The sequence below is a fragment of the Streptomyces sp. NPDC007205 genome (assembly GCF_040634095.1).
Taxonomy (GTDB): Bacteria; Actinomycetota; Actinomycetes; order Streptomycetales; family Streptomycetaceae; genus Streptomyces.
Genome location: NZ_JBEYEW010000015.1, coordinates 72684 through 98284, shown reverse-complemented (window position 1 = coordinate 98284; position 25601 = coordinate 72684). Strand labels below are relative to the sequence as shown.

Sequence of the window (25601 nt, the reverse complement as noted above, 5' to 3'; positions counted from 1 at the left end):
CTCCGCTGCCGTGGCCGTCCTTGCCACCGTGTCGGCGCTGGTCGGCGGAGTGAACCCAGGACCCGCCGAGGCGGCCGGCCTCTCGGTCCGCACTCAGCACGTCGAGTACTTCCCCGGACCCCGGGCCGAGCCCCGCCAGGTGACCGTCCCGGCGAGCGCCCCCGGCCGGATCGCCCGCCCCGCGCCGACCCTGACGGGCGCCACCCCGGCGGTGAAGCCGCTCCAGCGCACCGGACCGGTGTCCGGACGGCTCGATCTGGTGGTGATGGGCGACGGCTACACGGCCGGCGAACAACGCGACTTCGCCGCCGACGCCCAGGAGAAGCTGGACGCGATCTTCCGTGTCGAGCCGTACCGGAGCTACCGCGGCCTGTTCAACATCTGGTTGGTCAACGCCGTCTCCGACGAGTCCGGCGTCTCCGGTGACCCGGCGGCCGACGTCGTGAAGGACACCGCGCTGGGCTCCTCCTTCTTCTGCGACGGCGTCGAGCGCCTCCTGTGCGTCGACACCGACGAGGTCGCTCGGTACGCCGCCCTGGCACCGGACGCCGACATCGTCTTCGTCATCGCCCACTCCGCCAAGTACGGCGGCGCGGGCTACTCCGCCGCCGACCTGCCGTCGGGCTCGACCTTCCACGGGGTGGCGACGATGTCGTCCGGCAACGACAGGTCCTACCTCATAGGAGCCCACGAACTCGGCCACTCCATAGGCCACTTGGCCGACGAGTACCAGTACTCGGGCTACGGCACCTATCCCTCCGCCGAGGAACCGGCCGCCGCCAACCTCACCGTCCACCGCGACCTGGGTGCGACGAAGTGGTACCGCTGGCTCGGGACCCAGGACCCGTCCGGTTCGGTCGTGGGCACCTACGAAGGCGGGGGGTACTACGAGGCGGGCGTCTACCGTCCGACCGAGACGTCCCTCATGCGCTCCCTGGCCTCGACCGAGTTCAACGTCGTCGGCCGGGAGGCGATGATCGCCGGCTTCTACGCCGACGCGGACGCGCTGACCTCCGCCCTCCCGACCTCACGGCCCGTCGGGCAAGGGCGCCGGATCACGGTGTGCCTCGCGCCGCTGACCGGCCTCGCCGACCCGGAACTGACCTGGTACGTCGACGGCAGGCAGGTCCTGTCGGCGACAGGCGATCCGTCGGTGACGCCGCACGAACTGGGCGTTCGGGGCCACGGCCACAAGGTCACGGCAACCTTGACCGACCGCACGACGGCCATACGGGACCCCGCGGTCCGGGCCCAGGCGACTACCTCACTGACGTGGACCGTACGGTGACCCAGAGGCTCACGGCATCTGAAGGCGGACGCAGGCGTGGGGCCTGTGGCAGCGCGCGACCGGGCATCACTGGATGGTCCAGCCCACGCTGCCCACTCCCGTGCTGTAGAACGCGCAGGAGCCCGTGGACTCGCCGTACTGGCCCGGGTTCAGCGTCACCCAGTTGCCGGAGACATCCGGGGCCCAGCCGCAGACGATCTCGGCCCGGAAGGTGACGGCGTGGTCGGTGTTGTTCTCGCAGCCCGCGATGCCGACGTCCGGATCGTTGTTGTGCACCCAGCCGTCACAGTCGACGGTGCCCTGGGCAGCGGCCTGCGCCGGGACCGCCACACCGGCGACGGTGAGGGCCACCGCGGAGACCGCGGTGGCCAGGCCGGCTGCCAGGATGCGCTTCCTGCTGTGCATGTGTACCCCCGTGAGGTCGCGTTGCTGTCTTCCTGTGATCAGTGAAGAGCACCGAAGCCCGCCCGTGAACCTGAGACATCCGAGGGTGCCGGCGGTGCGGTACGACCAGGGCGTGAGCCAACGCCGGAGTTCGCTCGCTCCGAGCTTCTTCCGGTACACAGCCGATGCCTGCCTGAGTACGCGTACTCGGTGACGGCGACACACCTGTGGTGGCCGCTCATCTGTGATGCCGGCGCCTCTATAGAGCACCGCCTGCTTAGTAATGGGCTGGGTGGGAAGTCGGAGGGGCACAGCCCGCCGCCGGTGGACCGGTGGGGCGGGTGCCGCCCGTCACCGGAGGAGTGCCGTGACCCTTCGCATCGGAGTGGAAGAGGAGTTCCACATCGTCGAGGTGGAGACGGGTCTGCTCGTGTCCCGAGCCGACACCGTGCTGGAAGAGCTGCCCGGACGCACCTTCACGACCGAGCTGCAGCAGGCGACGGTGGAGTCGAACAGCGAGGTGCACACGTCTCTGGACGGCCTGTACGGCGATGTCATCAGCACCAGACGCCGGCTCGACGCCGCGGCGACCGCTCACGGGCTGGCCGTGGTGGCCGCCGGAACGGTGCCCCTGGCCCGCACGGCGGACATCCGCCCCACGCCCGGCCACCGCTACCGCCGCATGGCCGACGAGTACCGCATGATCGCCGACGAGCAGCTGATCTGCGGGACCCACGTCCACGTCGACGCCCCCGACCGTGACCTGGCCGTACGCGTCATGTGCGAAGTGTCGCCGTGGCTGCACGTGCTGCTGGCCCTGTCCGCCAGCTCCCCCTTCTGGCTGGGCGCCGACACCGGCTACGCCAGCTGGCGGACCATGGTGTGGCAGCGCTGGCCCACCTCGGGGCCACCGGGGTGCTTCGCCGACGCCGCCGACTACGACGCGGCTGTGCAGTGTCTCGTCGACTCCGGCGTCATCAGCGACCCGGGAATGATCTACTACGACATCCGGCCCTCCGCCCATCAGCAGACCCTTGAGCTGCGCATCTGCGACGCCTGTCCGCGCGCGGAAACGGTCGTGCTGATCGCCGGACTCTTCCGCGCCCTGGTGAGCGAGGCCCATGAGCGGCTGGGAACGACGGCCGCCCCCGCCTGTGCCGCCCGGCACGAGTGGCTGCGTGCCGCTGCCTGGCGGGCCGCGCGGTCGGGCCTGGAAGGGGCCCTGATCGATCCGGGAAGCCGGCACGAGGCGCCCGCGGCCGAGGTCGTCCGCAGCCTGCTGCGACGGGCACGCCCGTCGCTCGAGGCCGCCGGAGACTGGCACACGGTCCGGGAGCTCACCGAGAGGGCGCTCGCAGCCGGCAGCGCCGCCCACCGTCTGCGCCGTACGGCCGTGCAGGAGGACCTGCTTGCCTGCACGGATCTGGCGATCGCGGAAACCAGAGGTGACGCCCACCCGCCTCCCCGGTCCGGTGCCGCCCCCGCCCGGCACGTCGCCTCCCCGGGGCGGCCCGCCGCGGAAGCCTCCCGGGTCCGCCCGGCACGCATCGCCGGCCGCTGAGGCGTGCACCAGGAGTTCAGCCGCCTCACCGACCCACCCCCCGTACACACTCTCGTCGCGAAGGGAACAACACCGTGTCAACCAGTCCCGACCCCATACCGACGGGCACACCGACTGGGCCCGCGCTCACCGCACCGCCGCGCGACCCGCGCGACCCGTGCGACCCCTACGCGCAGCGGGGAGGTGGTCGCGTATGTGCGGCCTGAGCGGGGAGATGCGCTTCGACGGCGAGCGGCCCGACCTGGCGGCCGTCGAGCGCATGAGTGAACGGCTCGCCGCCCGCGGACCCGACGGTCACGGGACCTGGTCGCGGGACGCGGTGGCCCTCGGGCACCGCAGGCTGAAGATCATCGACCTCTCCGAGCACGGGGCGCAGCCGATGACGGACGACCGGCAGGAGCTCACCGGCGTCTTCAACGGGTGCATCTACAACTACGAGGAGTTGCGCGGGGAACTCAAGGCCCTCGGCCACCGGTTCCGGTCCACTTCCGACACCGAGGTCGTCCTCAAGGCGTACCAGCAGTGGGGGACCGCCTGCGTCGACCGCTTCCACGGCATGTTCGCCTTCGCCCTCGTCGAGCACCGGACCGGCCGGCTGGTCCTGGTACGCGACCGGCTCGGCATCAAGCCCCTGTACCTGGCAGAGACGCCCGGACGGCTGCGCTTCGCCTCGACGCTGCCCGCCCTGCTCGCGGCCGGGGGCGTCGACACCTCGCTGGACCCGGTCGCCGTGCACCAGTACCTCAGCTGGCACGCGACCGTGGCCGCACCACGCACCGTCCTGGCCGGGGTGCGCAAGCTCCCGCCGGCCACCGTGCGGATCGTCGAGCCGGACGGCACCTACGCGGAGCACTGCTACTGGCAGCCGTCGTACACGCGCCGCCCCGAGCACGCGGGTATGGGCCCCGCCGAGTGGCGGGACGCGGTGCTGGACGCCCTGCGGACCGCCGTACGCCGGCGGATGGTGGCCGACGTGCCGGTCGGTGTCCTGCTCTCCGGAGGGCTGGATTCCAGCCTGATCGTGGCACTGCTGGCCGACGAGGGGCAGCGGGACCTGGCGACGTTCAGCGTGGGCTTCGAGTCGGAAGGCGGCGACGAGGGGGACGAGTTCCGGTACTCCGACCTGGTCGCCAGGGAGTTCGCCACCGATCACCATCAGCTGGTGGTTCCCTCGCGGCGGGTGTCCACGGCCCTGGACGCGGCGGTCCTGGCGATGAGCGAGCCCATGATGAGCCACGACGTGGTCGCGTTCCATCTGCTGTCCGAGGAGGTGGCCAGGAACGTCAAGGTCGTCCAGAGCGGGCAGGGCGCCGACGAGGTCTTCGCCGGCTACCGCTGGTATCCGCGCCTCGCCTCCGTGGCCCGCGAGGAGGAACCGGACAGGTACGCCGAGACGTACTTCGACCGGCCGCACGCCGACCTCGCGCGGATGCTGCAACCGCACATGCTGCCGCGGGACGACGTCTCCGGCCGGTTCGTCCGGGAGCACATGGCGGTGCCGGGGGCCGAGACCGCGCTGGACGCCGCGCTGCGGCTCGACACGCATGTCATGCTGGTGGACGATCCGGTCAAGCGGGTCGACAACATGACCATGGACTCGGGCCTGGAGGCCCGGGTGCCGTTCCTGGACCACGAGCTGGTGGAGCTGGCGGCCGCCTGTCCGCCGGAGCTGAAGCTGGCCGACGGCGGCAAGGGCGTCCTGAAGGAGGCCGGCCGCAAACTGCTGCCCCACGAGGTGGTCGACCGCCCCAAGGGCTACTTCCCGGTCCCGGCCATCACCCACCTGGCCGGACCCGTCCTGGGAAGGGTGCGCGAGGCACTGGGCGCCCCCGAGGCGAAGCGGCGCGGGCTCTTCCAGGACTCCTACGTCGCCGAACTGCTGGCTGCCCCCGACCGACATCGCACCAAGCGCGGAGCGAACGCGCTGTGGCAAGTGGCTTTGCTGGAGATATGGCTGCAGACGCACGGAATCTGACCGGGGAACTCCTCACGGAGCGCACGCTGGGCACGGACCCCGCTGCCGAGCGGCCTGCCGCCGCGCACCTCACCGCCGACGCACCCGCGCCGGCCCCGGACGGCCATGGCACCGCCTTCGCCGCGCCCGCCCGCATCCCCCTGCCGGACGCCTCCGGGCCGCGCGACGCGACGACGCGGCTCATCGCGCACGGCTGCTGGTACCCCTCGGCCGACCCGGCCGGAACAGAGGTCGCCTTCATCTGCGACCGAGGCGGGGTACCCCAGCTGTGGGCGGGCCCCGTCGACGGCGACGCGGTACGTCTGCTCGACGACGGACCGGACCCCGTCCGGGAGGTGTCCTGGTCGCCCGACGGCCGCTGGATCGCCTATACGGCGGCCCCCGGCGGCGGTGAGCACACGCGGGTGCTGTGCGTACGTCCCGACGGCACCGACCGGCACATCCTGGCCGGAGCCGAGCCGGGCAGCTCCGCCCACCTGGGCTGCTGGGCGCACGACGGATCGGCGGTCGCGGTCACCGTGGCGGTGCCCACCGCCGTACCCGCCCTGGGCACCACGGCGGAGCCCGGCCCGGCCGGCTCCGGCCCGGCAGCCGGTCGCCTGCCGGAGCACTGGCAGGGCCGGATGGGCGATGCGGAACTCCTCGGTGGGGCACCCCGCACGGACCCTGGACTCGGAGTGCCGTCACCCTCCGTCACCGTCGACACGCGGGAACGGGGCGCTCCGGGCGAGGCGCACATCGCCCCGGCGGCCGGCTTCGGCGACGGGCTGTCGGCCTATCTCATCGACCCCGACGGCGTGGCCGCCCCCGTCCTGCTCGCCACCGAGCAGGACGCGGCGACGTTGCGCGTGTGCGATCTCAGCCGTGACGGCGCACTGGTGCTGCTGCGCCGGGGGCCCCGCGGGCGGCGCGAGGCCGTCCTGCTGCGCACCACCGACCATGTGACGACCTGTGTGGTGCCGGTGGCCGACGGCGACCCGTGGATCGGCAGCTTCTCACCCCGCGCGGAAACCCTGTGGCTGCGCAGCAACGCCCACAGGGAGTTCGCGGTCCTGCTCGCCGCCGTGCTCGACCCGCAGGGGCGGCCGTGCGGCTGGTCCGTCGGGGCATCGCGCGACGACTGCGACCTGGAGCTGCTGCGCTGTGTCCACGCCGGCAGTGCCGCCGTGCTGGCCTGGAACGTGCGGGGCATGAGCGAGGTGGAGGTCCGGGACACGGACCCGTCCGGTGCGGCCGGGCCCGCCACCGGTCCGTCCCGGCCGGTGCCCCTGCCCCACGAGGTGGTCACCCGCATCGCGGACGCCGGCCCCCGGCTGCTGCTGGCCCTGTCGGGCTCCCGGCGGCGCCCCGGCATCTGGTGGCTTCCCGAGGGGGTGACCTCGGTGCGCACCCCGTGGTCGTCCCGGGACGAGGACGCCGTTCCGCCGGGCCGCCCGCCCGTACGACCGGTCCGCCTCCGTCCGACCGCACGGGACGGGCTGCCGCTGAACGGCTGGTACTACCGTGCACCGGGGCGCGGCCCCGGCGAGCCGGCGCCCTGCGTCATCCATCTGCACGGCGGCCCCGAGGACCAGGAACGCCCCGTCCTCGATCCGCTGTACCACGAGATCCTGGGGCGAGGTCTGGACGTCTTCGCACCCGACGTACGCGGGTCGTCCGGATACGGCCGGTCGTTCGTCGACGCGGACCTGGGGAGGGGCCGGTTCGCGGCGATCGACGACGTGGCGGACTGTGCCGCCCACGCGGTGCTGGCCGGGCCGGCCGACCCCGCCCGGCTGGCGGTCATGGGCCGCTCGTACGGCGGCTATCTCACGTTCGCCTCTCTGGTCTGGCACCCGGACCTTTTCCGCACCGGCGTGGCGGTGTGCGGCATGTCCGACTTCGCGACGTTCTTCGAGGGCACCGAACCCTGGATCGCCCAGTCGGCGGCCAACAAGTACGGTCACCCGGTGGTCGACCGCGAACTGCTGCGTTCCCTGTCACCGATGAGCCGTATCGACGCGCTGCGCGCGCCGGTGCTCGCCGTGCACGGGGAGCACGACACCAATGTGCCGCCAGGGGAGTCGGAGCAGTTCGTACGGGCGGCCCGGGAACGGGGACTGACCGCCGAACTGCTCACGTTGGGCGACGAGGGACATGACTTCCTCCGCGCCGACAACCGGCGGCTCTTCCGGCGTGCCGCCGCCGACTGGTTGCAGCGGCACCTGACCGGACGATGAGTGCCCTCCTCCCCCGTGCTGCCGGGCCGTTCCGTCGTGTCCCCCGTCAGGAACGGCCCGGCAGCAAGGAGGGCGGCATCACTATGTCCCTTCGAAAGGGTGAACGCAACTCTTCCCTTTCCTTTCTCATCTCGCGAGAAGTTCGAAGTTAAATCTTCTCGCAGAGCGAGAAACGGGTGGCTTTTTCTCGGCTCGTGAGAAATATGTATGAGGCACGGTTCCTGGGTCGGAGCCGGTACACGGATGCCCTAGCCTGGCGGCGTACGCATCCGGCCCGTGTCGATAGGAGTACCGTGCGCGCGATTGTCATGAGGGAATTCGGCGGCCCTGAGGTTCTGCGGCTGGAAGAGGTTCCCGACCCCGAGCCCGCGCGTGGACAAATCCTGGTCGATGTGAGGCTCGCGGGGGTCAATTACGCAGATGTCCACGTTCGTGGAAATACCTACCTGGCGCCGGTCGAACTGCCGTACATCCCCGGCAACGAGGTGGTCGGCACCACGCCGGATGGCAAGCGTGTCGTGGCGCTGACGCAGGGCGGCGGCTACGCGGAGAAGGCCGCCGTGCACCGCAGGCTGCACTGGGAGATCCCGGACGGCATCACCGACGACCAGGCGGTGCCGCTGGCGCTGCAGGGGAACAGTGCCTACCACCTCCTCTTCACGGTCGCCCGGATCACCAAGGGGGAGACGGTCGTCATTCCCGCCGCGGCCGGAGGCGTGGGCTCGCTGGCCGTCCAGCTGGCGCAACGGGCGGGCGCCCGCGTCGTGGCTCTCGCCGGCACGGCCGAGAAGCGTCGGCTGGCCCTGGAACTCGGGGCGGCGGCGGCCGTCGACTCCTCCGACGAGGACGGCCTGGCGGAACGGATCCTGGACGCCGCAGGAGGGCCGGTGCACGCCGCGCTGGAGATGACCGGTGGCAAGACACTGCATCAGACGCTCGACGTGCTGGCTCCGCGCGGCCGACTCGCCGTGTACGGCTTCGCCGGCGGACAGCTGGCCGACGTCCCCGTGCACACCCTGCTCCAGAAGTCCGTCACCGCCGCCGGGTTCTGGCTTCCCCACCTGTACACCGACCGGACGCTCCCGCTGGCGACGTCGATGAGGCAGCTCTTCGACGCTGTCGGCAACGGCACGCTCAGGATCGTCAGCGGCGGCACCTTCCCGCTCGCCGACGCGGCCAAGGCGCACAACATGCTCAACAAGAGGACCGGCACGGGCAAGTTCAGCCTCGATACAGTCACACCATAGGCTTGGTGCCGGCTGCGTCCCACGCAGGGGTACGCGGGCGGGACGAAGGGGGTACGACTGATGAGTGGGCAGCGCGGCAGCGGGACCGGTTACGCCGACCGTTTCATGCGAGTGCAGCAGGCGTTCATCACTCTGGGACCCGGTGCCCACCGGCTGTCCGCGATCGCCAAGGCCGCCGGTCTCGATGACTCCACCACCGGCCGCATGCTGACCGCCGGCACCTACAACAGCACCTTCGTCCGGGTCGACCGAGGCCTGTACCAGCTCGGCAGCACGGTCGCCGACCTGGGGCTCCACGCACTCTCCGAGGACAAACTCTCCGGTGACGAGGCCACCCACGTGCTGCGCGCTCTGCGCGAGGCGACCGACAGCGGTCTGGTCTTCCTGTACATGAGGGCCCCGTTCGGCATAGCGGGCAGGCAGTGCCTGGACATGGCGGTGGGGGATTCCGACCTCGTCGAGCTCGGCATGACACCGCGCGACGTCCTCTCCGTCACACGGTCGCTGCGCACCGGCGCCTCGGGCCGGACGATCCTCGCCTACCTGCCCGCGCAGATCCAGGAGCGCGTCGCCGCCGACCCGGTCCCGCAGGAAGCGGGACCGGGCGTCATCCGGGACGGCGGCGAACTGCTCGCCTCACTCGCCGAGATCCGTGACCAGGGTTACGCCCTGGGACGCGAGGAGTGTATGGCGAAGTGGAACTCCATTGCCGCCCCCGTCATCTGGGACGGCGCGATCTGGGGGGCGGTCCTGCTGCTCAAGCCCGTCGACATCATGCCGGAAGCCCCCCAGCGCTATGTCCACGCCACCATCACCGCGGCTGCCAGGCTCAGCCGGCTCGGCGGAGCCTGGTCGGCCGACTGATCACCCGGCAGGGCCTAGCGCAGGTCGATGACCGTGCGCAGTTTGCCGCTGGTCGCGGTGCGTTCGAACTCCTCCCGCCGGGCGCTCTGCACGGTGAGGGACAACAGCCCCTCCGTCTCCGCCGAGGCGAGCTCCGCCACCTCGGCGGTGAGAGTGCCCCGGGCCACCTCGGGATCGGGCGCGTACTGCTCGTCGAGCCGGACCGTCAGCCGCTCCCGGCCGGTACCCGGGGCCACCACCAGCTGCACCTCGCCGTGGTAGCCGAGCCGCTCCTCCAGTGCCCTGACGACGCGCCGGTAGTTGACGAAGTACGTGCCCACCCGGACGACATCGCCGTAGCGCCCGAGCAGTTCCAGGCGAGGCACGTGGCTGCCGCACGCGCACGGGCCCTGCACCGCCCGTCCCAGGTCACCGATCTCGTAGCGCTCCAGCCGCTGACCGGACCGCGCCAGGGAGGTGAACACCAGCCGTCCGGGCTCGCCCGGCGCCACCGGCCGGTCCTCGTGCGGGTCGAGGATCTCCAGCGTGTGCAGCTCCGTCAGCACATGATGGACCGAGCCGTCACAGGACGCGCACTGGTAACCCAGCGGCCCCAGGTCGGTGCTGCCGTACGCCGCGGAACGGATCACCTCCACCCCGAACTCCTCTGTGAGCACCCTGCGTTGTTCGGCGGTGAAGTGCTCGCCGCCGTAGAAGACCGTGCGGATGCCGCCGTAGGCGCGGAACCGGTCAGCCTCGGCGTGGAACAGCTGCCACAGGTAGGACGGCATGCCGAAGACGGTGTCCGCCCGGTGGGTGACCAGTGCCTCGGCCACCGCGGCGTGGTCGGGGCCCGCGGCGATCGGGAGCTGGGTGGCGTTCAGCCGTTCCAGGATGGAGAAGAAGCTGATGAAGCTGCCGTACATCCCGCCGCAGTAGAACAGGTTGGCCGCCCGGTCGCGGCCCGGGTCGAAGCCCGCAGTGAGCAGTCCGTCCGCCGCGGCACGCATCTGGTTGTCGTAGTCGTCGCAGGTGAACACCGACAGCGCGGGCGCGCCCGTGGAACCTCCGCTGCGGAAGTACAGCTGCGCGTGGCGTGGGTCCAGGGTGGTGAGCGCGTGCTGTACGCCCTCCTTGCCGAGCAGCGGCCCTTCCGGAGCGAGGGGCAGCACCGGCGGCGCCACCAGGTCGTCCAGGCAGGCCACCGTACGGAACTCGGCGTCCGCGGCGCGCACGCTCACCCGGCGGCTGTAACGCTGCAACGCGTAGACACCGTCGTGCGGTTCACCCTCGTAGCCGTCCAGCATGGAGCCGACCGGGGTGACGCGGGTGACGCCCGCCGCGAACAGCGCGCGGGACAGCGCGGCCGCGTCCGCGCGGTCGCCCCCGATCGCCGCGGTCTGCAGATAGCGGCGCATGGGGCGCAGGGTAGCGGTGACCGCGTGCCGGGGCAGGGGCTTCACCCAGACGGTGCGGTACAGCGGGGAGGCGTCGAGCGCGGGCCGGGTGTCGGCCAGTACCCGCCAGGAACCGTCCTCGGCACAGAACACGCGGGTCAGGCCCAGGTGTTGTTCGAGCCGGGCCAGCTGCTGCACGGTGGTGAGCTCCGCCTGCTCGGCCGTGCCGGGCAGGGTGGACGCCGGCCGCTCGGCGGACACCTTGGCGAGCCGCTCGGCGAACCGTCCGGCGAACGTGAACAGTTCCTCGGCGTCCTCGGTGTCGAGGTAGACCACCTGCGGGCTGGAACACGCCTGCTGTTCGAGCCGGCAGACGTCCTCGGCGAGCGCGTCGAGGACACTGTCGTCGGACGCGGCCCGCCGGGTCAGATAGGCGAAGGAGATCCGGTGGCCCCACTCGACCATCCGGCAGCCGGGCGGCGCCAGTTCGCCCGCCGCGCGCACCGCGTCCTCGCCGCCCCACACCGCGATCGCGTCGGCCTGCCCGCACAGTGCCTCCAGCCACGCGCGGCGCGAGGACGGGAAGCGCAGGGCGATGACGCGTTCGGCGATCAGCCCGGAGGGATCGGCCGCACCGATCGCGGCGAGCAGGTCGAGGGCGAGGGCCGAATCGGAGCTGCTGGTCTTCAGCACGTTCACATTGCCCGCCAGCAGTCCCTCCACGACGCTCAGCGGCGCCACGGCCGCGGCGTTGCCCGGCGCGATGTGCACCAGCAGGCCGACGGGCGCCCAGGCCTCGTACACCGTCTCGCGGGCGTCCGGCCGGGTCAGCCGCTCCGGGCGCAGGCCGCCCAGTTCCCGCCGCAGCTTGCGCTCCAGCGCCTCCCGGGTGAGCACGCCGGCCAGCTCGGCCAGGACGGCCGGGGCCTCGTCGGCGGGCAGGTGTCCGGCGAGGCGGCCGTAACGGGCGGAGCCGGGATCGGCCAGGTCACGGCCGACCGCGGCACAGGCGCCGAGCACCACGTCGGTGGGCAGCGGACGCGCCAGGACCCGCGCGGCGAGCTCCGGCAGGCCGGCGAGCCGTCGGCCTGCCTCGGCCTCGTCGATGAACTCGCCCTGCCAGAGGTGGAGTTCGGGGCGGGGTACGGGGTGGAGTACGGAGGCGGTCACGACATTCCCTTCATCAGTTCGGCGGCGGCCACCGCACAGCTGCGGTTGCGGCTCACCCCGGCCCGGCCGTGCACGGTGAACCAGTCGGTGGACAGCGGGCAGGGGCATTCCTTGCCCGGGTGCAGCGACGCGAGGTCGCCCATCACCACGCTGTGCGCGGGCACGGAGGTGATGTAAGGACTGACCAGGTGCAGAAAACCGCGTTCGCCGTACGGCAGCGGACGCAGCGTCCCGGTGTCGCGTACGGCCGCACGCGACCACACGGGCACGTGCAGCCGGTGGTGCGCGCACTCGACGTACGGCACACAGTGCTCGACCGATCCGAAGGTGTCGCGCACGCGGTCCCCCGGCACGCCGAGGAGGTCGGTGACCTCGGCGTAGAACGCCTCCTTGGCGATCTGCCGGTCGGCGTGGCCCTTCCAGCCGCCGCCGAGCACCACCAGCGATCCCTCGGGCAGGGTGAGCGGCGGCAGTCCCATCGCCCGCATCCGCTCCAGGGTGAAGTACAGGAACGCCGGGAAGCCCAGGATGCGGACCGGCACGTCGTCCTCGGCGTAGCGCTGGAGCGCCGCGATGCAGCCGTGCACGTCGAACTCGTGGCCGGTGCCGGTGTGCCGCAGGGCGTGCGTGGTGTCCCGGGCCGGGGCGAAGTCGCACAGGTAGTTGTCCGTGAAGGACGTGCCCAGTTTCAGGGCGGGCGCCGGCTCGTAGCTGTACAGCAGGTAGTTCACCGGCTGTTCGGGGGTGATCCAGCCGTAGTGGTCGAAGACCCGGGCCACCATGCGCTGCGCCGAGCGGATGGTCCACTCGTCGAAGAACATCTGCGACTTCTGGCCCGTCGTGCCCGAGGAGGTCAGATGCAGGAACACCTCCTCGCGCGGGATCGAGAGCATCTCGTGGCGCTTGAAGAAGGCGGCGGGCACCAGCGGGGTGCGCACCGCGCCGCCGACGGTGGGCGCGGGCGCCTCGGCCGGGTCCCGGAGCAAGGCGGCGAAGAAGGGGGAGCGGAGGGCGTGCCAGGCGTTGGTCTCCGCCATGGCGGCGGCGAACAGCTCGTCGGCGGCCGGGCCGTGGGCGTACGGCTCCGCCAGGTCGCAGAGCCGCTGCAGTTGGCCGAGCGCCGCCGGGTCGGGAACCTCGACGGGAGCGAGATGGGGTTTCATCGGGACACCTCGTGAAGGGGCAGATAGGTGGCGGTCCAGGCACTCAGGTAGGCGCCGAGGTACGGCTGGAGCAGCGGACTGACGGCGGTGGTGCGGAAGTCGATCTGACGGCTGGTCCGCGACAGCACCACGTAGTCGTGCAGGCGGTCGCGGATGCGGCGCATCGCCGGATAGACCGCGCTCGGTACGAACCCCGAGGCGAGGAACACCTCCAGGGCCTCGGTGTCGGCCAGCGGCAGCAGCGCCTCGGCGTAGTCCGCGCCGGCCCGGGTGACCCCGGCCATCAGCGCCTCCAGGGCGCCGGCCACCGCGGCCGGACGCGGATGGACGGCGACGAGCGCACAGCTGCCCGCCACGGCGTCCAGGTCGGCGTACGCCTCGAAGCTGCCGTCGGCGGCGACCAGGACCGCGTTGGGCGTGTGCAGCGGGAAGAAGCGGTCGTCGGCCTCCGGGAACAGCTCCAGGAAGCGGCGTCGCACGAAGGCCGGGGCGGTGATCAGCTCGATCGGCTCGGCACCGGTGGCCGCGCCCACCGCGTGGCGGTAGGGGGCGGGCCGGGTGCCGGCGTAGTCGATGCCGACGCCGGCGGATACGGCGGACAGCAGCGGCGCCAGCCGTTCGGGCACGCTCGCCACCGGTTCGCGGTGTTCCAGCACACCGTCGGCGTAGCGGGCGAACAGCGCGAGGGTCTCGCACCCCTCGACCTCGACGGCGTTCGGCAGCAGGCCGAGCGGCCGGAAGCCGTTGCGTACGACGACGTGCTGCGGTCCCTCGGTGACCAGGCGGACGGTGGCGTACACCGAGTCGAGGCCGCCGGTGGCGAAGGCCTCGGCACAGACCGCCCCGGTGAGCCGGGAGGCGAGCCCGCCGCCGCGATGGCCGGGGTGCACGGCGAGGCCGACGAGCTTGCCGATGCGGCTGCCCGGTTCGGTCACCACGACGGCGGAGCCCACCAGGACGCCGCCGGCGGTGCGGGCGGTGAGCCAGTGCGCGGTGCCGTCGGTGATCAGCCGGCGCATGACCACCGGGTCGCTGCCCAGCGGCACCGGATAGCCGTGCCCGTACACCTCGAAGTACAACTGCCGCAGTTCGGCGATGTCCTGGGCGGAGGCGGGGGAGAGGACGGCGGTCACGACGCCGCTCCCGCCGGCTCCGGTACGACGGGCCTCGGCTGGGCCTCGGCGTCGGACCGGCGGCCCAGCCACCACAGCGCCAGCGCCACCGGTACCAGACCCGCGCCCTGGACCAGGCAGAGCGTACGGGCGGCCAGATGGTCGCCCAGCGCGCCGAAGACGAGCGAGGACACGGGGAAGGTCGCGCCCAGCAGTGCCTGCATGACCGCGAAGAACCCCGGCTTGTCGGCGGCGGGCACCAGTCGCTGGAACAGCGCGACGAACCGCACGCCGATCACACCGACGCACCACCCGGCGACGGCCATCGAGACGACCGCCGCCGCATGCCCGGCGAGCAGCCCCGGAAGGCCGAGGGCTGTGGCCATGACCGCGAGGCACACACTGCCGACCGCCACCGGACGGCCGGGCAGCCGCCCGCCGCTGAAGGACCCGACCAGAGTGCCCGCGCCGAGGGCCGCCTCCAGGGAGGCCACGGTCGAGCCGGTCGCGTGCAGCACCTCCCGGGTGTACAGCGGCATCACGACGTAGACCGCGGTGGTGAAGACGTTGGCGGCGGCGAAACAGACCAGCACCCGGCGGATGAACGGCAGACCGGCCAGGACCTGGCGCAGCGTGCGCCGCCTCCCAGACGGCCCGTCCGGGTCTTCGTGCCCCGCCCCGGTCCGCGGGAAGCGGGTGGAGCCGACCAGCAGGGCGGCGAGCAGGTACGCGGCGGCGCAGGCGGCGACGACGGCGGCCAGTGAGCCCGCGTCGACGACGAGCGGGCCGAGCAGTCCCCCGCTCAGCCCGGCGACGGACTGGGTGGACAGCTCGAACCCGGTGGCCGACTCGATGTCGGCGTCCTCGACGAGTTCCGGCACCGAAGTGGTCAGACACGGATCGAACACCGCCTGACAGGCGGCCAGCGCCAGTCCGACCGCGTAGGCGGCGGCCACGGGCAGCGGTCCGGCGTACGCCACGACGGCCGCCGTGCCCGCCACCGCCCCCGCCACGGCCGCCGCGCCGGCCAGCACCGTGCGGTGTGCCCAGCGGGCGACGATCCGCGCGACCACCGGAGCGAGCGCGACCGCGGGCAGGGTGCTCACCATGAGGAACAGGCCGGAGGCGAGGCCGCGGTGCTCGCCGCCCGCGAAGCCGACGAGCCACCAGACCGCGCCGACCTGGAACATCCGGCTCGCCGCCTGGGTGAGGAGCTGACCGGCCCAGACCCGGCCGAAGGACGGATTGCGCAGCACGAGGGGCAGCCGCCGCCCGCGCGCGGGTGCCGGGCTCACGAGTGCGGCCGTTCGTCGATGACGCGGATGAGCTTGCCCGAGCGGGAGTTGACCGCGAGGTCCCGGTGCCGCACCCATTCGACGGTCAGCGGGTTCACGTGCCCGGCGGCGGTCGCGGTCACGTAGAGGGGGCGTTGCGCGAGGAGCGCGGCCACGACGGACTCGGCCAGCCCGGCATGGTCCTTGCCCGGGTCGGCGACCGCGAGCCGCAGCACGAGCCCGTCGCGGCCGTCCCACCGCCGTACGACGAGCTGCAGCCCGGTCACCTCGCCGGAGGCGTCGGCGGCTTTGACGACGTGATGGACGTCCTCGGTGTACAGGGAGACGGGACCGACCCGCACGCCCTCCTCGGCGCGGCCGAGGATGCGGAAGACACCGGCGTCCCGGTCGACCCACTCGGCCCGGTCGCCCGCCGGATACCGGAGCACCGGCATGAGCCGCCTGCGCAGATCGGTGACGATGAGCCGCCCCGGCACGCCGTTCCCCTCGACGGGCCGGTCGGTCTCGTCGCAGAGGATCTCGACCACCGTGTACGGGATGAACGCGCGGTGCACACGCGGGTCGTCGCCGGGCACGGCCTCGCCGAGGAGCCCGGCGTCCACGCTCGCGTATCCCAGCGAGCGCGGTTCGGCGTTCGGGAACGCCGCCCTCAGCAAAGGCACCTGGTCGCCGAAGAGGCACTCCCCGCCGAAGAACAGCAGCTCCACGTCCGGCAGGGTCCGGCCGGCGCAGCTGAGGCGCTCGGCGAGCGAGCACAGGGTGGTCGGTGTACCGGCGACCACCTGGACCCGGAACTCCTCCAGGGTCGCCGCGGTGGACTCCCAGGGTGCCGCGCCGCCGATGGGCAGGCGGACGTTGGCCACGGGGGAGCGGTGCAGCGAGTCGAGGACGAAGCTGAAGCTGGCGTACAGGTCACCCGCGTAGAAGAGGTCCGCCACCCGGTGACCCGGCTTCAGCCCCGCACGGACGAGCCCGGCACCGAACGCGGTCGTGAACTCCCGCCACTCCGTGCGGGTGTAGTAGGAGAACTTCGGCGACCCCGTGGTCCCGCCACTGCGGAAGACGACCGCTTCGTCCAGCGGGGCGGTCAGCAGCCGGTTGTCGCGGGGCGCATTGGCCCGCCAGAAATCGGCCTGGGGTACCACCGGAAGATCCGTGAGTCGAGTGACCTGCTCGGGAAGCCCGGCGTAGAGGTCACGATAGAAAGACGAGTTGTTGCGGGCGAAACATATGAGTTCCGCAAAAGATTGAACGGGCATCAATTCCTGCTCAAAGGCGTGGACCGCCGGCACGCACATCACCGGCGAGGTGCGACGGAGCCGGTCACCCGAGGTGGGTGTGGACCGTGTCGCTGAGGGTGTGAAAAAGCGGAGCGCCCGTGACGAACGGGGCGTCCGGTGCACCAGGATATCTCACTATGCGGGACGGACTTGCGCCAATCGGCCATGCCGTCAAGGGGTTTGGTGCCTCGCGGACGTATTGCGGGGTCCTTCGGTTCCTTCCGGCGCGGAGACGGCGATCACATCCAGCTGGGCATACATAACGGTTTGTTGAAGACGGGTGAAGGGTGCCTTATGGGAAGCGGTTGACGAAGGCGCGCCGATATCCGGCTGGAATGCGACGACGTCGATTCGAAGGAGTGCCGTTCCGGGATTTTCCCCGCGCGGGGCGCCGCAGCGGTCCGGCTCGTTGGCCTCTCCGGCCCGACGACGTCCTGCTGGAGATCGAGGCCACGGGCGACGCCGCTTCGGCCGATGCGGTGCTCGCCTTCGTGACCACGTCCGGTGACCTTCTCGGGGCGGGTGCGCAGGCGGCGCTCGCCGCCGCGCAGCGCGATGCCCTCGCCTGGGTGGCCTACCCGAAGGGCGGGAAGCTCGGCACGGATCTGAACCGCGACACCCTGGCCGCAGCGCTGTCCGAGCGGGGCGTGCGGCCCGTGCGGCAGATCGCCGTCGACGACACCTGGTCGGCGCTCCGCTTCCGGCCCGGCGGCTGATCTCCGGCAGCCTCGGTCGCACCACGTCCCAAGTCGTACGGTGGGCCGGCCGCGATCCTCCGCAGGAAGGATGTAGGGCACACCCATGATCGACGACGATGACCGGGCGAGGTCCGGGCACGGGGTCCGGACCCCAGGGAAGGGACACCCCTTGCGCATCCTCCGGCTCGTCGGAACCGTCCTGGGCACGACGCTTGTGCTGACCGCCACGGCACCGGTCGCACAGGCGGACGCCAGACCAGCCACGAAGGCGTCGGAATCCCCCTTGAACGGGGGGACGCTGGACGGCGCGGCGCTCAACTCGGGCCTCCGCGCCGTCCATGACGCGGGCATGTACGGCGTCTACTCCTCCGTACGTGACGGCTCCGAGCGGTGGACCGGCGCGGCCGGCGTCGCCGATGTGGACACCGGGCGCCCCGTCCGGCCGGGCATGCTCCACCGGGTGGGCAGCGTCAGCAAGGCCTTCACCTCCGTCGCCCTCCTCCAGCAGGTCGAACGCGGCCGGCTCCGCCTCGACGCGCCCATCGGCGACTACCTCCCCGCCCTCGTCCCGGGCGAGCGCGGCCGCGAGATCACGGTCCGCATGCTCCTGAACCACACGAGCGGCATCGGCGACTACGTCGTCGGCGCCTTCCCCTCGCTGGCCCACGGTTCGACGGCCAGCCTCGACGAGGACCGCTTCCGCTCCATCCGTCCCGAGGAACTGGTCCGCCTCGGACTGGCGGCCCCGGCCACGGGCAAGCCCGGCGAGAAGTGGTCGTACTCCAACACCAACTACGTCATCGCCGGACTGCTCCTGGAGAAGCTGACCGGCCAGGACGCCGAGGCCTACATCACCCGCCACGTCATCGCCCGGGCCGGCCTGCACCACACCTCGTTCCCGCGCACCCCGTACATCCAGGGGCCGCACGCCCGCATGTACGACTCGTTCTACGGCCTGATCAACCCGCCGCGCGACTACAGCGACTACGACATGTCCTGGGCGTACACCGCGGGCGCGCTCGTCTCCACCACCGACGACCTCAACCGTTTCTACCGCGCCCTGCTGGGCGGCAAGCTGATCGGCCCGGCCGCCCTGCGGGAGATGCAGCGCACCGTCCCGACGGGCGACGGCGCGAACTACGGCCTGGGTATCTACAGCGTCGACTTCCGCGGCTGCGGGCGCTTCTGGGGTCACGACGGCGCGGTCTTCGGCGCCGGCACCCTCGTCTACTCCAGCCCCGACGGCAAGCGCCAGGTCGCCATGGGCTGGAACCTCATGAAGTACGAGCGCCTCAAGTCCGACGGCACCGGGTTCGAGGACAGCCCGATCGACGACGCCCTCAACCGCCAGGTCGTGCGCGCCCTGTGCCCGACGACCCCGCCCGCCCCGCCCGCCGAGTCCCACTCGGCGACGGCGCCGCCCCGCACGGTCCTGCCCACCGTGGACCTGGCGCCGGGGGCGTGGGCCAAGGCCCTGCGCTGAAACTCCGCCCTGCCCCACCGCACATCCGGCGGCCGGGGCAGGGGTTCCCACGCGCACCGTTCACCACCCTTCGGGGTGTGGGGAACGGTGCGCACCGGCGGGCGGTTACACGCTCTCGGCACGGCCCGGTGCCCGCACCAGGGAGGCGCCGGCCGCGGTGGAGTGTTCCGGCAGGGTGAGGAACAGGGTCATGCCGGCGCTCGCCAGGTAGAGCCCGGCGAAGATCCACATCACGCCCTGGACGCCGAGCGGCCCGAGGAAGAGGGCGACCACGGCCGGACCGACGAACGCGCTGGCCCCCGCGCCGAGGTTGAGTGCCGACATCGCCTGCCCCTTGTGCTCCGCTGCCAGCGAGGGCATCAGCGCGGACAGCGGTACGTAACCGGCGAGCGTCGCGCCGAACAGGCTCACCAGGACCATGGCCAGCGGGAAGTTGTCGCCGGAGGCCACGGTGCCGTAGTAGAGCAGCAGCGTGGTGACCGAGCAGCCCACGCCGCCGAACCAGGCGACGGTGCGCTGCCAGCCGAGGCGGTCGCCGACGAGGCCGAAGAGCAGGTTGAAGAAGATGTTCGTGGCGAACATCGCCGACAACAGCCGCAGCCACTCGGTCAGGGAGAAGCCCAGTGTGTCGGTGAAGAACACGGGCAGGAAGACCAGAAACCCGAACTGTGCCGCGGTGTTGACGGTGCGTACCACCGCACCGACTCCGATACGCGGGTTGCGCCAGACGATGGAGAGCGAACCGAGCAGCGTGGCCACCGGACGCTCACCGCTGGGCGCCAGCCGGTTCCTGCCCGTCGGTTCGCGCACGAGGAGCAGCGTGATCAGGCCGCCCGCCGCCACCAGGGCCAGCGCCAACCACAGGGTGCGGTACGTGCCCAGCCACGGCACCGTGAAGCTGGCGACCAGCGAGCCGAGCGTGGGCAGCCCGCCGGTGAAGGCGAACCAGAACCAGCCCACGGCCGAGCCGAGCCGGTGTCTGGGCGTCACCGCCGTCACCCAGACCAGGAAGCCGTAGGCGAACAAGGGATATCCGAAGCCGCGCAGACCATAGCTGGTCAGCAGCAGCCAGTAGTGGTGCGTCGGGACGGCGAGGCCGAGGAAGGCCACCTGCAGCGTGGCCCAGATGACGAGGCCGAGCATCATCACACGGCGTGGGCCCCACAGGTCGGACAGCGCTCCGGAGAACCAGGCGGAGATGCTCGCCGTGACGCCGTACACGGTGAACAGCAGTGCCACGCGTTCCTTGGAAATGCCCTCGTGCAGCAGATAGGGCGAGAGGAATCCCGATTCCACACCGTCACCGATCATGAAGATGAGAACACCGAGAAATCCCCAGGCCAGGGCCTTCGGAATGCCTATTCGGTCCAAGAGCGGACGGGGTCCGTCTTCTGCGGGTGCGGAAGCGGGATTCAGGGGGACGGTCACAGCGGCCACCTTCTTGCGGAAATGGGGAGAGCGGAGTGCCGTACGGCGTGGGACCGATGAAAAGTCCGCTCCGGGGCGCGGTCAATCCGTCGTCGGAAAGACCTCGCCGGCCGTGTGACCCGTGGTGTTAAGTCGCCGCTCCGCCGCTGTGCGGGCAGCCCGGGACCGAGCGGGTCTCCGCAGGTCAGGGCCGGCTGCGGACCGCTGCGGGGTGAGGTGCGCCGAGTGAGAACCGTGTGATGTTCACGTGGCGTCGTGCGGCTGGGGCGTTCCGGGTGCTGCGGCGACGGTGCGGACGTGGACTCCGTTGTCGCGCAGCCGCCGTACCTCTCCCGCCGGGGCCGCGTCGTCGACGAGGACCAGGTCGAAGTCGGTGAGCGGGGCGAGTGCGTACAGGCCCTGGTTGGCGAACTTGGTGTGGTCGATGATCAGCACACGGCGCGAGGCGGCGGCCATCATGGCCCGCTTGACCTGCACGGTCTCGGGCGACATGTGGTAGCAGCGGCCGCCGGTCACCGCCGTGGTCGACATGAACAGCACGTCCGCCCGGAACGCCTCCACACTGTGCGCCGTGTGCGCGCCCATGAAGGCGTCGTAGGCCGGGAAGTAGGTGCCGCCGAGGGCGACCAGTGCCACGCCGGGTTCGCGGGCCAGCGCCGAGATGGCCGGCAGCGAGTTGCTGATCGCCGTGATCGGGGTGTGGTCCGGCAGGTGCCGGACCAGGTGCAGACAGGTCGTGGAGTCGTCGATCATCACGACCTGACCGGGCGCGAGCTCCTCGGCGGCGGCCCGCGCCAGCAGCTGCTTGGTGGGCACCATCGTCGACAGGCGTTCACTGGCGCTGCCGTGGAACTGTGTCGAGGGCAGGCAGCTGGCCCCACCGCGCACTTTGCGCAGCCACCCCTGTGCCTGCAGCGCGTCCAGATCACGGTGGATGGTCATGACGCTCACGCCGAACTCGGCCGCGAGGTCGGTGGTACGGACGAAGCCCTTGCTCGTCACGAGTGCGCGCACCCGGCTCCGACGCCCCTCCTGGGCGTCCGTCCGGGCGTCCGGACCAGCCATGGCGTGCGCTCCTTCCTGAGAAGAACCTCATGAGAATCCCACATGAACCTAACACGGCACAGGCGGGCCCCGACCTGGGCGGTGTCCCTGCGAGCGGCGCATGTGCACGGTGGCGCGCCGTATCCGGCAGGTGATTTCACACGGAGCGGGGGCCCAGCCGCGGGATAAGTCGCCAGGCCGATTGACGGCCCCTTCCGACACGCGTTTCCTGATTTCTGCGAGCCGCCCGGGGCCGGACCGTTGGGTCCGACGGTCGTTCCGCGGGCGCGGGCCTTTGTGAAGGGGCAGGTATTGCAGTCATGTCGGTTCTCACCATTGACGTCGGAACCTCGGTCATCAAATCCGTCGTGTTCGACGACCAGGGACAGGAGCTGGCGGTCTCCCGTATCGGCACCGAGGTGCTGCGGCCCCGTCCCGGCTGGGCGGAGCAGGACATGGACGCGGTGTGGAACGGGGTCGTCTACACCGTGCGCAGCGTGCTGTCCCAGCCCGGCCCCGCGCAGGACCCGGTCTGGCTGGTGAGCTTCACCGCACAGGGCGACGGCTGCTGGCTCGTGGACGGCGACGGCCGTCCCACCGGCCCGGCGATCCTCTGGTCCGACGGGCGCGCCGGCGACCTGCTCACCCGCTGGCAGGCCGACGGCGTCCTGGAGCAGGCCTTCCGCCGCAACGGCTCGCTCACCTGCAGCGGCATGCCGAACGCGGTGCTCAGCTGGCTCGCCGGGCACGACCCGGAGCGACTGCGGCGCTCCCGTACCGCGCTGACGGCGGCCGGCTGGCTGTTCCTGAAGCTCACCGGGGTCAGCGCCATCGACGAGTCCGACGCCTCGGCGCCCTTCCTCGACCACACCACCGGCGCGTACGACCCGGTGATCCTCGACCTCTTCGCGATGAAGTGGGCCGAGCCGCTGCTGCCGCGGATCCTCGGCGAGCACGAGCGCATCGCCGAGATCACCCGCCACACCGCCGCCGAACTCGGCCTGCCCGCCGGGCTGCCCGTCGTCATGGCCCCCTACGACATCGCCGCCACCGCCCGCGGCGCCGGAGCCGTCAACCCCGGCCAGGCGTGCGCCATCCTCGGCACCACCCTGTGCACCGAGATCGTCACCCGTGAGCCGGACACCGGCGGAGAGCCCTGCGGCATCAACATCGCCTATCGCGGCCGGGAACGCATCCTGCGCGCCTTCCCCACCCTCTCCGGCACCGAGGTCCTCGACTGGGCCTGCCGCACCCTGGCCGTCGAGGACCCCGCCCACCTCGGCAGGCTCGCCTTCGAGACCGAACCGGGCGCGGGCGGACTGGCGTTCCTGCCGTACCTCTCGCCGGCCGGGGAGCGCGCCCCGTTCCTCGACCCGCACGCCCGGGGCGCCTTCTGGGGCTTGTCCCTCGACCACACCCCCGCCCATGTCGCCCGCGCCGTCTTCGAGGGGCTGTCCCTCGTCGTCCGCGACTGCCTGACCGCGTCCGGGACCGACGTCCATGAACTGCGCCTGTGCGGCGGCGGATCCGCCAGCGACGCCTGGTGCCGGCTCATCGCGGACGTCACGGGTGTGCCGACGGCCCGCGGTACCGACACGGAACTGGGCGCCAAGGGCGCGTTCCTGACCGGTCTCGTCCTCACCGGGGCGGAGAGCAGCATGCACAGTGCCGCCGCCCGGTACGTCCGTATGCGCTCCAGCTGGGAACCGGACGCCGAGCGCGCCGCGTTCTACGACGGGCTCTACGACACGTACCTCACCTGGCGCGACGCCGCCCGCTCCCTCGGCTGGGCCCCCGCGCCCGCAGCCGTCCCCGCCCCGGCGCCCACTGCCGTACCGGCCGCCTCCACGGCCCGTACCCCGGAGGCCCCGCATGTCTGACGCCCTGTCACCCGACGTTGTCCACCTCGGACTCGATCTCGGCACCCAGAGCGCCCGCGCCATCGCCGTGGACGGCACCGGCCGGCTGCTGGGGGCCGCCTCCCGTCCGCTGGCCAGCCGCCGCGACGGGGTACGCCACGAGCAGGACCCCGAGCAGTGGTGGTCCGCGCTCGCCGCCGCCAGCCGCGAGGCCCTGACCGGCATCGACCCGTCCCGGGTGCGGGGCCTGGCCGTGGACGCCACCTCCGGGACCGTGCTGCTGGCCGACTCCGCGGGCGTCCCCCTGACGCCGGGACTGATGTACGACGACCGCCGGGCCGACGCATTCGCCGACCGCGTCAACCGGCGCGGCGCGCGGGTGTGGGAGAAGCTCGGCTACCGCGGCATGCAACCGTCCTGGGCGCTGCCCAAACTGCTCTGGCTGCTGGACGACCCGACCCGGCCGGGCGGCCGGGGCCTCCCGGCGGGCGCCCGGCTGCTGCACCAGGCCGATCTGATCACCTGGCGGCTCGCCGGGCACCAGGTACCGAGCGACGCCAGTCACGCCCTGAAGACGGGCTACGACCTGGTCGCCGAGCGGTGGCCCGAGGCCGAGCTGGACGCGCTCGGCGTCCCGAGCGGGCTGCTGCCCGACGTCGTACGGCCCGGAACGGTCCTCGGCACGGTGTGCGCCGAGGCCGCCGAGGCGACCGGCATCCCCGCCGGCACCCTCATCACCGCGGGCATGACCGACGGCTGCGCGGCACAGATCGGAGCCGGGGCGCTCACGCCGGGCTCCTGGAACTCGGTGCTGGGCACCACCCTGGTGTTCAAGGGGGCGAGCCCCCATCTCGTCCGCGATCCCGGCGGCGTGGTCTACTGCCATCGCGGCCCCGGCGGCACCTGGCTGCCCGGCGGCGCCTCCAGCAGCGGCGCCGGCGTTCTCGCCCAGCGCTTCCCCTCGGCGAGCCCCGCCGACTTCGACGCGCTGACCGCGCGGGCCGCCGCGACCGGCTCCACCGCCGTCGTCTACCCGCTGGTCGGCGCGGGCGGCGAGCGTTTCCCGTTCCGCGCCCCCGGCGCCGAGTCCTTCGTCCTCGGCGAGCCCTCGGGCGTGGCGGAGGAGTTCCACGCCTGTCTGCTGGGCGTGGCGCTGCTCGAACGGCTGTGCTTCGACTACCTCGACCACCTCGGCGCCCCGGTCGACGGCCCGCTCACGTTCACCGGCGGCGGGGCCCGCAACCGCTACTGGTCGCAGCTGCGCGCCGACGTGCTCGGCCGCCCCGCCCGGCTGCCGGAGCAGGCCGAGAGCGCCCTCGGCATGGCGGTGCTCGCCGCCACCGCCTCGGGGGCCACGCTGGAGGAGGCCGCGGGCGCCATGGTGCGGCTGCGCGAGGAACTCCGCCCCGACCCCGCCCGCACCGCCCGCCTGCTCCCCGTCTACCTCGAATTCGTCGACGCGCTCGTCCACCGCGGCTGGCTGGCACCGGCCGTGGCCGACCACGCGCGCGGAAAGGCCCTCCAGTGACCGACTTCGTCCTCGTCCGCCACGGGGAGACCGTCTGGCACGCGGACAACCGCTACGCGGGCCGCACCGACGTGCCGCTCACCGAACTCGGCCGCCGGCAGGCCGCCGAGCTGGGGGCCTGGGCCGCCGGGCAGCAGCTGGACGCCGTGCTCTGCTCACCGCTGTCCCGGGCCCGGCAGACCGCCGAGCCCGCGGCGGCCGCCCTCGGCCTCACGCCCTGGGTCGACGAGCGCCTGTACGAGGTGGACTTCGGCCGCGGCGACGGGCTCACCCGCGCCGAGATGGCCGAGGTGTTCCCCGAGGCACTCGCCGCGTTCCTCACCGACCCGGTCGCCCACCACCTGCCCGGCGGAGAGCATCCCGCCACGGCAGCGGACCGCGCGGTCGACTGCCTCGAGGAGGCCGCGCACAAGTTCCCCGACGGGCGGGTCCTCGTCGTGGCCCACTCCACTCTGCTGCGCCTGGTGCTGTGCAAGCTGCTCGGCATTCCCCTCGCCCGCTACCGCCAGGTCTTCCCCGCCCTGCACAACGGCGCCCTGACCGAACTGCGGCTGCGCGACGGCCAGGCGTCCCTGATCCGCCTCAACGCATCCGTTCGCTGATCCCTCGCACTCCGGGAGAACCACC

At 72.2% G+C, this 25601-nt stretch carries 19 protein-coding genes; 11 read left to right on the top strand and 8 right to left on the bottom strand.

Annotated features, from left to right (window positions below; translation table 11 throughout):
- Positions 1–10 precede the first annotated feature (10 nt).
- The gene (locus ABZ624_RS24480) at positions 11–1288 is read left to right on the top strand and encodes a M64 family metallopeptidase (RefSeq protein WP_360092717.1); all 1278 of its coding nucleotides are present in this window, start codon (positions 11–13) and stop codon (positions 1286–1288) included.
- A gap of 66 nt (positions 1289–1354) precedes the next feature.
- Here the strand turns inward: ABZ624_RS24480 and ABZ624_RS24475 are convergent, their stop codons facing one another.
- Positions 1355–1693 carry a hypothetical protein gene (locus tag ABZ624_RS24475; protein ID WP_360092714.1) on the bottom strand — a complete coding sequence of 113 codons (339 nt, stop codon included), beginning with the start codon at positions 1691–1693 and terminating at the stop codon, positions 1355–1357.
- Between the two features lie 346 nt (positions 1694–2039).
- On the opposite strand from ABZ624_RS24475, the gene ABZ624_RS24470 reads away from it, so the two are divergent.
- From ABZ624_RS24470 to ABZ624_RS24450, 5 genes are all read left to right on the top strand, one after another.
- On the top strand, positions 2040–3233 hold the full coding sequence (locus ABZ624_RS24470; protein WP_360092711.1) for a glutamate--cysteine ligase: 1194 nt from the start codon (positions 2040–2042) through the stop codon (positions 3231–3233).
- Between the two features lie 193 nt (positions 3234–3426).
- On the top strand, positions 3427–5208 hold the full coding sequence (locus tag ABZ624_RS24465) for an N-acetylglutaminylglutamine amidotransferase (RefSeq protein ID WP_360092708.1): 1782 nt from the start codon (positions 3427–3429) through the stop codon (positions 5206–5208).
- Positions 5184–7427, top strand: a complete 2244-nt coding sequence (locus ABZ624_RS24460) for a prolyl oligopeptidase family serine peptidase (protein WP_360092705.1) — start codon at positions 5184–5186, stop codon at positions 7425–7427. Before ABZ624_RS24465 ends, ABZ624_RS24460 begins: the two co-directional genes overlap by 25 nt.
- Before the next feature lie 293 nt (positions 7428–7720).
- Positions 7721–8674 carry a zinc-binding dehydrogenase gene (locus ABZ624_RS24455; RefSeq protein ID WP_360092702.1) on the top strand — a complete coding sequence of 318 codons (954 nt, stop codon included), beginning with the start codon at positions 7721–7723 and terminating at the stop codon, positions 8672–8674.
- Positions 8675–8734: 60 nt separating this feature from the next.
- Positions 8735–9538, top strand: a complete 804-nt coding sequence (locus ABZ624_RS24450; RefSeq protein ID WP_360092699.1) for an IclR family transcriptional regulator C-terminal domain-containing protein — start codon at positions 8735–8737, stop codon at positions 9536–9538.
- 14 nt (positions 9539–9552) lie between these two features.
- Here the strand turns inward: ABZ624_RS24450 and ABZ624_RS24445 are convergent, their stop codons facing one another.
- The 5 genes from ABZ624_RS24445 to ABZ624_RS24425 are packed head-to-tail and all read right to left on the bottom strand — an operon-like array spanning position 9553 to position 16913.
- Complete coding sequence (locus ABZ624_RS24445; protein WP_360092696.1) at positions 9553–12084, bottom strand: acyl-CoA reductase; 2532 nt, start codon at positions 12082–12084, stop codon at positions 9553–9555.
- Complete coding sequence (locus ABZ624_RS24440; RefSeq protein WP_360092693.1) at positions 12081–13247, bottom strand: acyl-protein synthase; 1167 nt, start codon at positions 13245–13247, stop codon at positions 12081–12083. The genes ABZ624_RS24445 and ABZ624_RS24440 overlap by 4 nt, the downstream gene beginning before the upstream one ends.
- Complete coding sequence (locus ABZ624_RS24435) at positions 13244–14380, bottom strand: GNAT family N-acetyltransferase (RefSeq protein ID WP_360092690.1); 1137 nt, start codon at positions 14378–14380, stop codon at positions 13244–13246. The genes ABZ624_RS24440 and ABZ624_RS24435 overlap by 4 nt, the downstream gene beginning before the upstream one ends.
- A complete protein-coding gene (locus ABZ624_RS24430) occupies positions 14377–15654 on the bottom strand; it encodes an MFS transporter (RefSeq protein WP_360092687.1) in 1278 nt (425 codons plus the stop codon). Before ABZ624_RS24430 ends, ABZ624_RS24435 begins: the two co-directional genes overlap by 4 nt.
- Positions 15651–16913: a phenylacetate--CoA ligase family protein gene (locus tag ABZ624_RS24425; protein ID WP_360092946.1), complete on the bottom strand. Its 1263-nt coding sequence runs from the start codon at positions 16911–16913 to the stop codon at positions 15651–15653. Before ABZ624_RS24425 ends, ABZ624_RS24430 begins: the two co-directional genes overlap by 4 nt.
- A 356-nt stretch (positions 16914–17269) precedes the next feature.
- On the opposite strand from ABZ624_RS24425, the gene ABZ624_RS24420 reads away from it, so the two are divergent.
- Positions 17270–17650 (top strand): hypothetical protein, encoded by a 381-nt coding sequence (locus ABZ624_RS24420; protein WP_360092684.1) that lies wholly within the window; start codon positions 17270–17272, stop codon positions 17648–17650.
- A 151-nt stretch (positions 17651–17801) separates the two neighbouring features.
- Positions 17802–19115: a serine hydrolase domain-containing protein gene (locus ABZ624_RS24415; RefSeq protein WP_360092681.1), complete on the top strand. Its 1314-nt coding sequence runs from the start codon at positions 17802–17804 to the stop codon at positions 19113–19115.
- Between the two features lie 105 nt (positions 19116–19220).
- Here ABZ624_RS24415 and ABZ624_RS24410 read toward each other — a convergent pair whose 3' ends face one another.
- Positions 19221–20543 (bottom strand): MFS transporter, encoded by a 1323-nt coding sequence (locus tag ABZ624_RS24410; RefSeq protein ID WP_360092678.1) that lies wholly within the window; start codon positions 20541–20543, stop codon positions 19221–19223.
- A gap of 243 nt (positions 20544–20786) precedes the next feature.
- A complete protein-coding gene (locus ABZ624_RS24405) occupies positions 20787–21608 on the bottom strand; it encodes a DeoR/GlpR family DNA-binding transcription regulator (protein ID WP_360092675.1) in 822 nt (273 codons plus the stop codon).
- 299 nt (positions 21609–21907) lie between these two features.
- Between ABZ624_RS24405 and ABZ624_RS24400 the strand changes: the two genes are divergently transcribed.
- Genes ABZ624_RS24400 through ABZ624_RS24390 form a run of 3 tightly spaced genes read left to right on the top strand, consistent with a single transcriptional unit; the run spans position 21908 to position 25576 of the window.
- The gene (locus ABZ624_RS24400) at positions 21908–23467 is read left to right on the top strand and encodes an FGGY-family carbohydrate kinase (RefSeq protein WP_360092672.1); all 1560 of its coding nucleotides are present in this window, start codon (positions 21908–21910) and stop codon (positions 23465–23467) included.
- Positions 23460–24974 (top strand): FGGY family carbohydrate kinase, encoded by a 1515-nt coding sequence (locus ABZ624_RS24395; RefSeq protein WP_360092669.1) that lies wholly within the window; start codon positions 23460–23462, stop codon positions 24972–24974. Before ABZ624_RS24400 ends, ABZ624_RS24395 begins: the two co-directional genes overlap by 8 nt.
- Positions 24971–25576, top strand: a complete 606-nt coding sequence (locus ABZ624_RS24390) for a histidine phosphatase family protein (protein WP_360092666.1) — start codon at positions 24971–24973, stop codon at positions 25574–25576. The genes ABZ624_RS24395 and ABZ624_RS24390 overlap by 4 nt, the downstream gene beginning before the upstream one ends.
- Positions 25577–25601: the final 25 nt, after the last annotated feature.